General features: G+C 43.0%; 9 protein-coding genes. 2 read left to right on the forward strand and 7 right to left on the reverse strand.

What is annotated here, in order from left to right; genetic code table 11:
* The 6 genes from ACCM36_RS02905 to ACCM36_RS02930 all read right to left on the reverse strand — a co-directional run.
* The coding region (locus ACCM36_RS02905) for an Rnf-Nqr domain containing protein (protein WP_370572235.1) at positions 1-178 on the reverse strand (178 nt) is incomplete at its 3' end.
* A gap of 9 nt (positions 179-187) precedes the next feature.
* Positions 188-757, reverse strand: a complete 570-nt coding sequence (gene rnfG / locus ACCM36_RS02910) for an Rnf electron transport complex subunit RnfG (protein ID WP_370572227.1) — start codon at positions 755-757, stop codon at positions 188-190.
* On the reverse strand, positions 750-1,766 hold the full coding sequence (rnfD, locus tag ACCM36_RS02915) for an Rnf electron transport complex subunit RnfD (RefSeq protein ID WP_370572228.1): 1,017 nt from the start codon (positions 1,764-1,766) through the stop codon (positions 750-752). Before rnfD ends, rnfG begins: the two co-directional genes overlap by 8 nt.
* Positions 1,767-3,119: an Rnf electron transport complex subunit RnfC gene (gene rnfC / locus ACCM36_RS02920; RefSeq protein ID WP_370572229.1), complete on the reverse strand. Its 1,353-nt coding sequence runs from the start codon at positions 3,117-3,119 to the stop codon at positions 1,767-1,769.
* A 13-nt stretch (positions 3,120-3,132) separates the two neighbouring features.
* The gene (gene mmcA, locus ACCM36_RS02925; protein ID WP_370572230.1) at positions 3,133-4,599 is read right to left on the reverse strand and encodes a methanogenesis multiheme c-type cytochrome; all 1,467 of its coding nucleotides are present in this window, start codon (positions 4,597-4,599) and stop codon (positions 3,133-3,135) included.
* A gap of 13 nt (positions 4,600-4,612) precedes the next feature.
* On the reverse strand, positions 4,613-5,041 hold the full coding sequence (locus ACCM36_RS02930) for a hypothetical protein (protein ID WP_370572231.1): 429 nt from the start codon (positions 5,039-5,041) through the stop codon (positions 4,613-4,615).
* A gap of 229 nt (positions 5,042-5,270) precedes the next feature.
* Between ACCM36_RS02930 and ACCM36_RS02935 the strand changes: the two genes are divergently transcribed.
* On the forward strand, positions 5,271-6,167 hold the full coding sequence (locus ACCM36_RS02935) for an FAD:protein FMN transferase (RefSeq protein WP_370572232.1): 897 nt from the start codon (positions 5,271-5,273) through the stop codon (positions 6,165-6,167).
* Positions 6,168-6,188: 21 nt separating this feature from the next.
* Here ACCM36_RS02935 and thpR read toward each other — a convergent pair whose 3' ends face one another.
* On the reverse strand, positions 6,189-6,734 hold the full coding sequence (gene thpR / locus ACCM36_RS02940) for an RNA 2',3'-cyclic phosphodiesterase (protein ID WP_370572233.1): 546 nt from the start codon (positions 6,732-6,734) through the stop codon (positions 6,189-6,191).
* A gap of 114 nt (positions 6,735-6,848) precedes the next feature.
* On the opposite strand from thpR, the gene ACCM36_RS02945 reads away from it, so the two are divergent.
* On the forward strand, positions 6,849-7,654 hold an 806-nt coding region (locus ACCM36_RS02945; protein WP_370572234.1), incomplete at its 3' end, for a DNA integrity scanning protein DisA nucleotide-binding domain protein.

Below are 7,654 nucleotides of genomic sequence, written 5' to 3' on the forward strand. Positions count from 1 at the left end.
TTCTCACAAGTGATACAAAGAGATTGGAGAATATCAGCACAAAAGCAGTGCCTGCCGCCATCCCTATACCATTTTCTACTGATGTTGTTACTGCAAGAGTGGGACAAAGGCCCAGTACCAGACCAAATGTTGGATTGTCCCTAGTAATACCTCGAATGAATTCGCTTAATGGGTCCATTATCTCACCTTATGCCTCAATACTTTTTATTGATTCGACTTTTGAGTCAAGGGCATCTATTACAGCCTGGGAAGAGATTGTAGCGCCTGTGATAGAGTCAATGGAGCCACCGGAACTTGAAAGGCTGAGTTGGCTAAGTGGGAGAGCATTGAACTGGTCCACAAAAGCGTCCTCTGCTATCCTCGATCCTAATCCCGGTGTTTCTGCCTGGGACAGGACACTCATTCCAGTGATCGTGCTGAATGTAGAATCTACACCACCTACAACCACGATATCACCCTTGGCACCAGTTTCTGAAGATAAAAATGTATAACCTATTACATTTCCTGATGCATCCTTGGCACGGTAATAGAGTATTTCCTTCTCACCTGTTTCACTGTTTACCTGATCCCCATATACAGCCTCAAAGGTTGCATCCGGCAGTACTTCTAAAAGTTTCAAGTTCATAGCTTGCTCCTGATTCTTCGTAAACTGTGCCTGGGTGGGCACATAAGTGATACCAAGAAGTGCAGCAGCCACTGCGGAGATAACCACAAGTTTAGTGACTACCATAAAAAATTCTTTGTTACTGTCAGTCATCTGATAACACCTCCATCTTTAAGCCTGAAGGCACCTTTTTCATAATGCGTGCATACAATTTCCCAAGCAAGCCTTCTGTTCCAAAAGAAGCCGGAGCGGTATTTACCTCTATAAAAGATGCTACACAATTTGCAAGGAATAAACCATAAAATGTGGCATCCACATAATTTGCAAAATAACCGTATATAGATACCAACAGACCACATATTATTCCATAGATCACACGACCTTTCTTTGAAAGAGGCGTTGAGGGAGTATCAGTAGCAATGAATAGTATACCAAAGAAAACCATACCTACCATCGAATATTTTAGTTCTCCGCTGAGATCAAAAAATCCGAATAATCGGGAGAGGTACATCAAAGGATTCAGTACGCCTTCACTTGCCAGCTGAATAATTGGTGACAATACATTCAGAGCCTGCGGGAAGATTACCATTGTAAGGAAAAAAGCCAGCGGGATTCTCCATTCCACATATCTTTTGTAAATAAGGTAAACACCACCAATCAAAGCAATTGGAGACACTTCAACCAAAAACCCAGCTCCATGCTCAAGCAATAGATCGGATAATTGGCCGATATGAGGTATCGATGCTGGGGTCATAAAACCGCTCCAGGCAGTTTTGCAGAAGATCCAGGCAGCAAGCACCGGATTAAAGACATAGGAACCAATCCCACCAAAAGCAAGCTTTCCAATAGCTATAGCGAAGAAAGAACTTACTACAGGCAACCACAGAGGAACTTCGGAAGGCATCAAAAGGGACAACATGAGTCCCATAAGAACCGCGTTGCCATCTTGTATAGTCACCTTCTGTTTGAATAATTTCTGAATACCGAATTCTGTTGCCACTGCCGCTAGTACACTTACAAGGATTATACTCAGGGCAGGTATGCCGAAGAAATATATAGATACAAGACTCACTGGCACAAGGGCCAGCACCTTGCTCCACATAATAGATCTGAACGTAACTTTTGACTTTCTATGAGGGGGAGCAGATATGGTAAAAGTCATTTATTCACCTCCGCAGGCACAGCCAAGCTTAATATTCGAAGACTCTTTCGCAGCTGTGTCTTCATAAGCCAATTCAATGGCATTCTTGGCATACCTTATCAACTGCAGGATATGGATCTTGGAAGGACAGATTACTGCACATTTTCCACATTCAATACAATTCTCGATATGTACCTGACGACATTCATCAAAACGACCCTGATCAGCCAGAGCAGCAATTTTACTTGGAAGCAGCTCCACAGGGCATACATCCACACATGCTGCACAATGGATACAGGCAATTACGTCATCTTTGGATACATCTTCCGGTTTCTGGAAAGAGATCCGAGTGGTGGTTTTTGTTACAGGAACTTCGTCAGTATACTGGGCAACCCCAGTCCTCATTCCATTAGCAATAAGTTTGCCCGATTCACTGGGATAACCTCCATATGCCTCGATCACGTCTTTGAAAGGTGTACCTATTCTGACCAGTACAAGGGAAGGACAGTTGGGAAGACCGTCCAATAAAATCACTGTCTCATAGTATGGCTTTCCCTCGTATACAGCATCGTATAGCGCTTTTGCCGATTTCACACCGCATATGGCTACACCGACATCTGAAGGAGTACAGCCAGCAGGGACTTTTCTTCCTGTTACATTGTAAGTGAAGAAATTAAGAATACGTTTACCATATATCCGCTTCTGGGAAACCACCACAATGTTAGATTCCTGATCCTTTAAGTAATAGCCTATCCTGCGACTACCTATAAGAGGAGCTACTTCCAGTTGTTTTCCTTGAAATTTTACCCCTCCAAACGCCGCTATTGATTCAGGATCATCACTACGGATCACAATGGCACCTTTGGATGCACCAGCCGCTTTCATCAAAAGCTTGAGTGCCTCAAGCATCTGAGTACCATATTCTTCCGGAGTGTTGAATTTACCGCCTATCCATTCAGATGATGTGGCATTGATCAGTACTGTGTCTATATTCTTACCGTCGGGATTTAGAACACTTTGTGTTGGAACACCGTAGTGTTCCACTATACCTGAGTTCTTTATCAATTCGATGAGATCCTTTTGTGAAGGATTCTTCTTCGGAGAAAATCCCACCGTTTGATCACTTTCAGTGGTCTTGATAATAACACTCAGGACCTTATTACCCTCAGGATGTGGAGCCATCTCAATAGAGAGAACCTCACCACATACACTTGAATGGACAGATGAATCATGGTTATCCTTGCAATCACCTATCTTTTGGCCTATGACCACTAAATCTCCCTTTTTAACCATAGGAACACATGGGATTCCTTTGTGCTGCTTAAGGGGAATAATCACTTTCTCAGGTAATTTACTTAATCGTTTACTTTCCATTATGATTCACTCCTTAAAGTGCTGGTTCCCTCTCTACCTCTACCGGCTTTTGTCCGGGTATGGTCACACTGATCTCCTGAGCAGGGGTTGTTGTTCCTGCAGGATCCTTATCGTAACCCAGTAATTCCCAATTAATATGAAGAGCTTCTGAACTGCCATGGCAATCAGCACATCTCAGGGGATCAGCCATACCAACATCGGTACTTGCAATGTTGTGGCTTACCTGATACAGAAGATCAACGTGCCGGAGTACCGCATTCGGATAATCAGGCTGTTTATCAAGGTTTCCATCATAGGAACGTACCTCTGAAGATGTGACCTTGCCATCACCATTGAAATCAACTGCCTTTACCACAGATGGCGGTATTGGATCGCCCAGTGAAGAACTGTTGTCAGGATTGTTCAGAACATCCTGGTCCTGTCCCTCATCCCACCATACACCGGTTATCACGTTGAAAGTGTTCAGTTTAACACCTTCTGCATCCTTGCTAGCCATCACTGGTAGTTTCTCTTTGTATACTCCTTCAGACCAGGCAAGAGTTGGTGTGAAATCAGATTCTTGGTATGTCTCTTCAAGAACTCCGTTCTCCCAGCTGAAACCACTTACCGGGGTCACGCCTGTGAGATTGCCACCCGGTAACATGGGGATGTGACATGTTTCACATTCAAGGGTCTCAAGATGAGAATCAACTATGTCACCATGGGAAATGCCTGCATGACATCCCTCAGAGTCACAGCTCTTGACTTCCACATAGTCTTCATGAGTGGAATCAAGAGGAATCCTGCGACCTACCTGATGCTCATCTGCCTCATGGCACTCCACACAATTTACATCTGCATGAACATCATAATCGTTAGAATTAGCAGCCATCCATGTAACTGCACTGGTGGCAGCTTCATTCTGATGACAAGTAGTACCACATTGTTCATTTGTAGGACCTGCATTGACCTCATCGTGGATCTCAGTAACAATTGGCAGTGGTGTGAGAATATTCAACATATAGCTTGCCACATACAGAGGTTCCTTCTGTGCCTCTTTGCTAGCTTCTTCGATGGCTGCCTCTTTTGCACCAGCGATATTTCCAGAAGAGATGGCTTCAACACGAGCCTGATAATCATAGCGGCCTTTTTGTTCATGGCAGACCATGCAATCCACATCTGCACCATATTCTTCAAGATTTCCCCCCCCTGGGTGCAGCGAACCATACGTTTTTAACCACGTTTCTTTGTCCATGCTACTCAGCAGGACACCCTGGCCCATAAGAGAAGACCATTCAGCCATGTCCTGTTGCACATGGAAAGAACCAGTGACCTCCTCTTGTGTATTTAAATGACATCCCATACACACTTTGTCCGACCATTTCTGATCTGTCATATAATGTGATGAAAGGACCTCATTTCCGCTATATCCGGCATAAGCATACACGCCGGATATGAAAAGCATCAATATAGCAATGATAATGAGAAAATTGGCTTTCATACTCTAATCACACTCACTTTTCTGAGACATCCTCGGGCTTTTTGGAAGCAATATCTTCAAGCTCTTTTATAGCGACAATAACAGTGTTCCTCAGATTCTGTTCGTTTGTAATTTTCAAGTCATTCGTGACGTATTTATCGATCTCGAAAGTCTTGCGTACAACGCGTACATTAAAATCAAAAACTTTGTCCAAAATGCCTTTTTTGGGGGTCACACCAAGAAAATCAACATCCATGTGATTGCCAAGTATATTGGACTTGAGTTCTATTTTCTCAAGAGGGGAATCCGGTTTCACGTATATAATATGATGTTTTACAACACCAAACTGCTTTTCAATTCCTCTCCATCCGTACTCTTCCATCATCTGATGGATCGCTACCACAAGGTATTTGTCCTTGCTGGAATGCGAGCCCGTAGGTGAAGCTCCACTGTGATCGCTCATGATTACACTTCCTTTGACCAAAGATTTCCACGAATGAACTAACAAGATGACTGTTACAGTTCTGATTAAGTTTAAGATTGATTATGTCATTTCATAATCCATGATGTATAAAACTGTTACTATTGCCTTGATAGCGATTTTATCAGTATCATTCGTGATAAATTGTATTGACAAGGATACAAACAGCCAGGAATCAGTACCACAAATCTATAACGACACCAGAGTTATAATGGATACTATAATAACTATTCAAGTAGCGGACACTAACAGTACTCACGCCATGAAGGCAATTGACAATGCTTTCCAGAAAGTTTATGATGTTGACTCCAACATGGACTATTTTGATAACACCAGCGAATTGAGCAGACTCAATAAAGATTCACAACTTTTGAATGCAAGCAATGGCGTTAGATACGTAATCAATAAATCTATATATTATCAGCATATTACCCACGGAGCTTTTGATATAACAGTGCTGCCTCTTCTTGACCTATGGAAGAGCAAATTCATACCTGAAGGCACGCATCAACCACCTACTGAAGAAGAGCTACATGAAACACTCAGATTTGTGAATGCTAGTAACATAACGATAGAAGGAAATAATATATTCCTTCAGAAAGGGATGCAGATTACTCTGGGCGGAATAGCGAAAGGATATGCCCTTGACCTTGCCATTGGATCACTTAGAGATGATGGAATAGAGTCGGGTTTTGTTGATGCCGGAGGCAATGGGATGTACATTGGTCACAAACCCGATGGGTCATCCTGGAAGGTAGGACTACAGAATCCAAACATGAGCGAACAGGTTATAACTGTTATTGAGATCACAAACATGGCTGTAGCGACCAGCGGCAATTATGAAAGGTATTTTAGCGAAGAGGCGAAGGTCTCACACATTGCTGACCCCCGTACAGGATATCCTTCCCAGAACCTGATCAGTGCTACGGTCATCGCTCCTGCTGGTATAGACTCGGACGCTCTGTCAACTTCTGTATTCGTATTAGGAGAGAAGGATGGCCTAGAGATGATCGAGAAACTTGACGGAACGGAATGTCTTCTGATAACAAATGACAAAAGGATAGTAAGGTCCAGTGGATTCCATAAGTATGAGATCACTTCAACTTGAAAGCGATCCACAATTTGTAATTCAGAGCAGTTTTACCTCGTGCAGGGTCTCGTAAATGGGACCCTCCGGCGTAAGAGTACTTTTTTTGAGCTTGATAGTATCAATATGCATAGAACCTACATCAAAATTTCTTAGAGATTCCATTGCTGAAATGAGCTCTTTCCTTCGGGAACCAGACAAATATGTGACCCGAGCAATGGTCGCATGCGAGGTGAACTTGCGAGTCTCTTTTTTAAAACCTATTCCTGACAGTAATGACTCTACTTGCCCGTGAAGACAGGAATAATCACCATCTGCACCTAGCCATACTACCCTGGGATTCTTCAGACCTGGAAAAGCACCCACCCCAGAAATTTTTGAATCAAATGAAGGACAATCCACTTTATCAAGAGCACTGATGATCTCCGCCAGCTGTGCTTCACCAACATCTCCAAGAAACTTCAGGGTGATATGTACAAGACTGGGATCTACTGGCCTTACTCCTGGCCCAATAAACTTTGACTGTATCCCAGATATCTTTGCATGGGATTCTTCCGGAAGGTCAACAGCCACGAATGTCCTGATCACAAGAATACCTTTATAGAAGTGGAGCTGGAAAGATAAAATACTGACGCTGCAGGCTTACATAGGTACCTTTAATAGAGATAAGATGTTTATATAATATTATAAAGAGGGGACCAAATGGAACAAAAAGGAATCATCGCTGGTTATTATAGCAGTGGATCGGAGGGCACAGGTGAAAGAGAGGATTGCATGGAAAAAAATAACGTTTTCATCGAAACTGCTGTGAATCTTGCAGAAGGGATTGGCTCTTCCGCTATAATCCTGGCTGGCGATTTTTGTTTTGAGGATGTCAGAACAAATATTCCAATCTACCATGCTTTCAGTGATCAGAAAGAACTTATAGATCACCTTATATTTTCCAATGGGGGAAGAGGAGTACGCACTTTCACAGATAAGATGATCAATCAATCTTATCATAAGCTGGAAGAGCTGGAAAACATAGCTGCTATAGAGCATGTGCTGGGAAATATTTCAGAAGGAACTGTTGTCGGACTTGTTGGCAGCATAGATTCCTGTGCCATTGTGGTCCATAACCTTAAGGAAAACGAAATGGTAAAAAAAATACGGGAATGTGAGGAGCGCATATCTCCTGAAGTTGTACGTGCCGTCCTTAGCATTTGCTTTGACGTTGCTACAAAAGGACGCGAAGGTAAAAAAGTGGGCACGGCACTCATTGTAGGTGATGTTGATGAAGTTATGCACAGGTCACATCCCCTGATCATTAACCCCTACCTGGGACAAACGCCGGAAGACAGCAACATTCTTGAAGAACACAATTGGGAATCAGTGAAGGAACTTGCACAACTGGACGGAGTATTTGTAATCTCAGAACAGGGTAGGATACATGCCGCAGGAAGATACCTGGATGTGGATGCAAGAGATATAAATATTGATAAGGGCCTTGGAGGGAGACATGTATCTGC

The organism is Methanomethylovorans sp., assembly GCF_041305605.1.
Lineage (GTDB): Archaea > Halobacteriota > Methanosarcinia > Methanosarcinales > Methanosarcinaceae > Methanomethylovorans.

Excerpts from the sequence above, each read along its gene's own strand:
- rnfG (WP_370572227.1), bottom strand. The coding sequence starts at position 757 with ATGACTGACAGTAACAAAGAATTTTTTATGGTAGTCACTAAACTTGTG.
- rnfD (WP_370572228.1), bottom strand. The coding sequence starts at position 1,766 with ATGACTTTTACCATATCTGCTCCCCCTCATAGAAAGTCAAAAGTTACG.
- rnfC (WP_370572229.1), bottom strand. The coding sequence starts at position 3,119 with ATGGAAAGTAAACGATTAAGTAAATTACCTGAGAAAGTGATTATTCCC.
- mmcA (WP_370572230.1), bottom strand. The coding sequence starts at position 4,599 with ATGAAAGCCAATTTTCTCATTATCATTGCTATATTGATGCTTTTCATA.
- ACCM36_RS02930 (WP_370572231.1), bottom strand. The coding sequence starts at position 5,041 with ATGAGCGATCACAGTGGAGCTTCACCTACGGGCTCGCATTCCAGCAAG.
- ACCM36_RS02935 (WP_370572232.1), top strand. The coding sequence starts at position 5,271 with ATGGATACTATAATAACTATTCAAGTAGCGGACACTAACAGTACTCAC.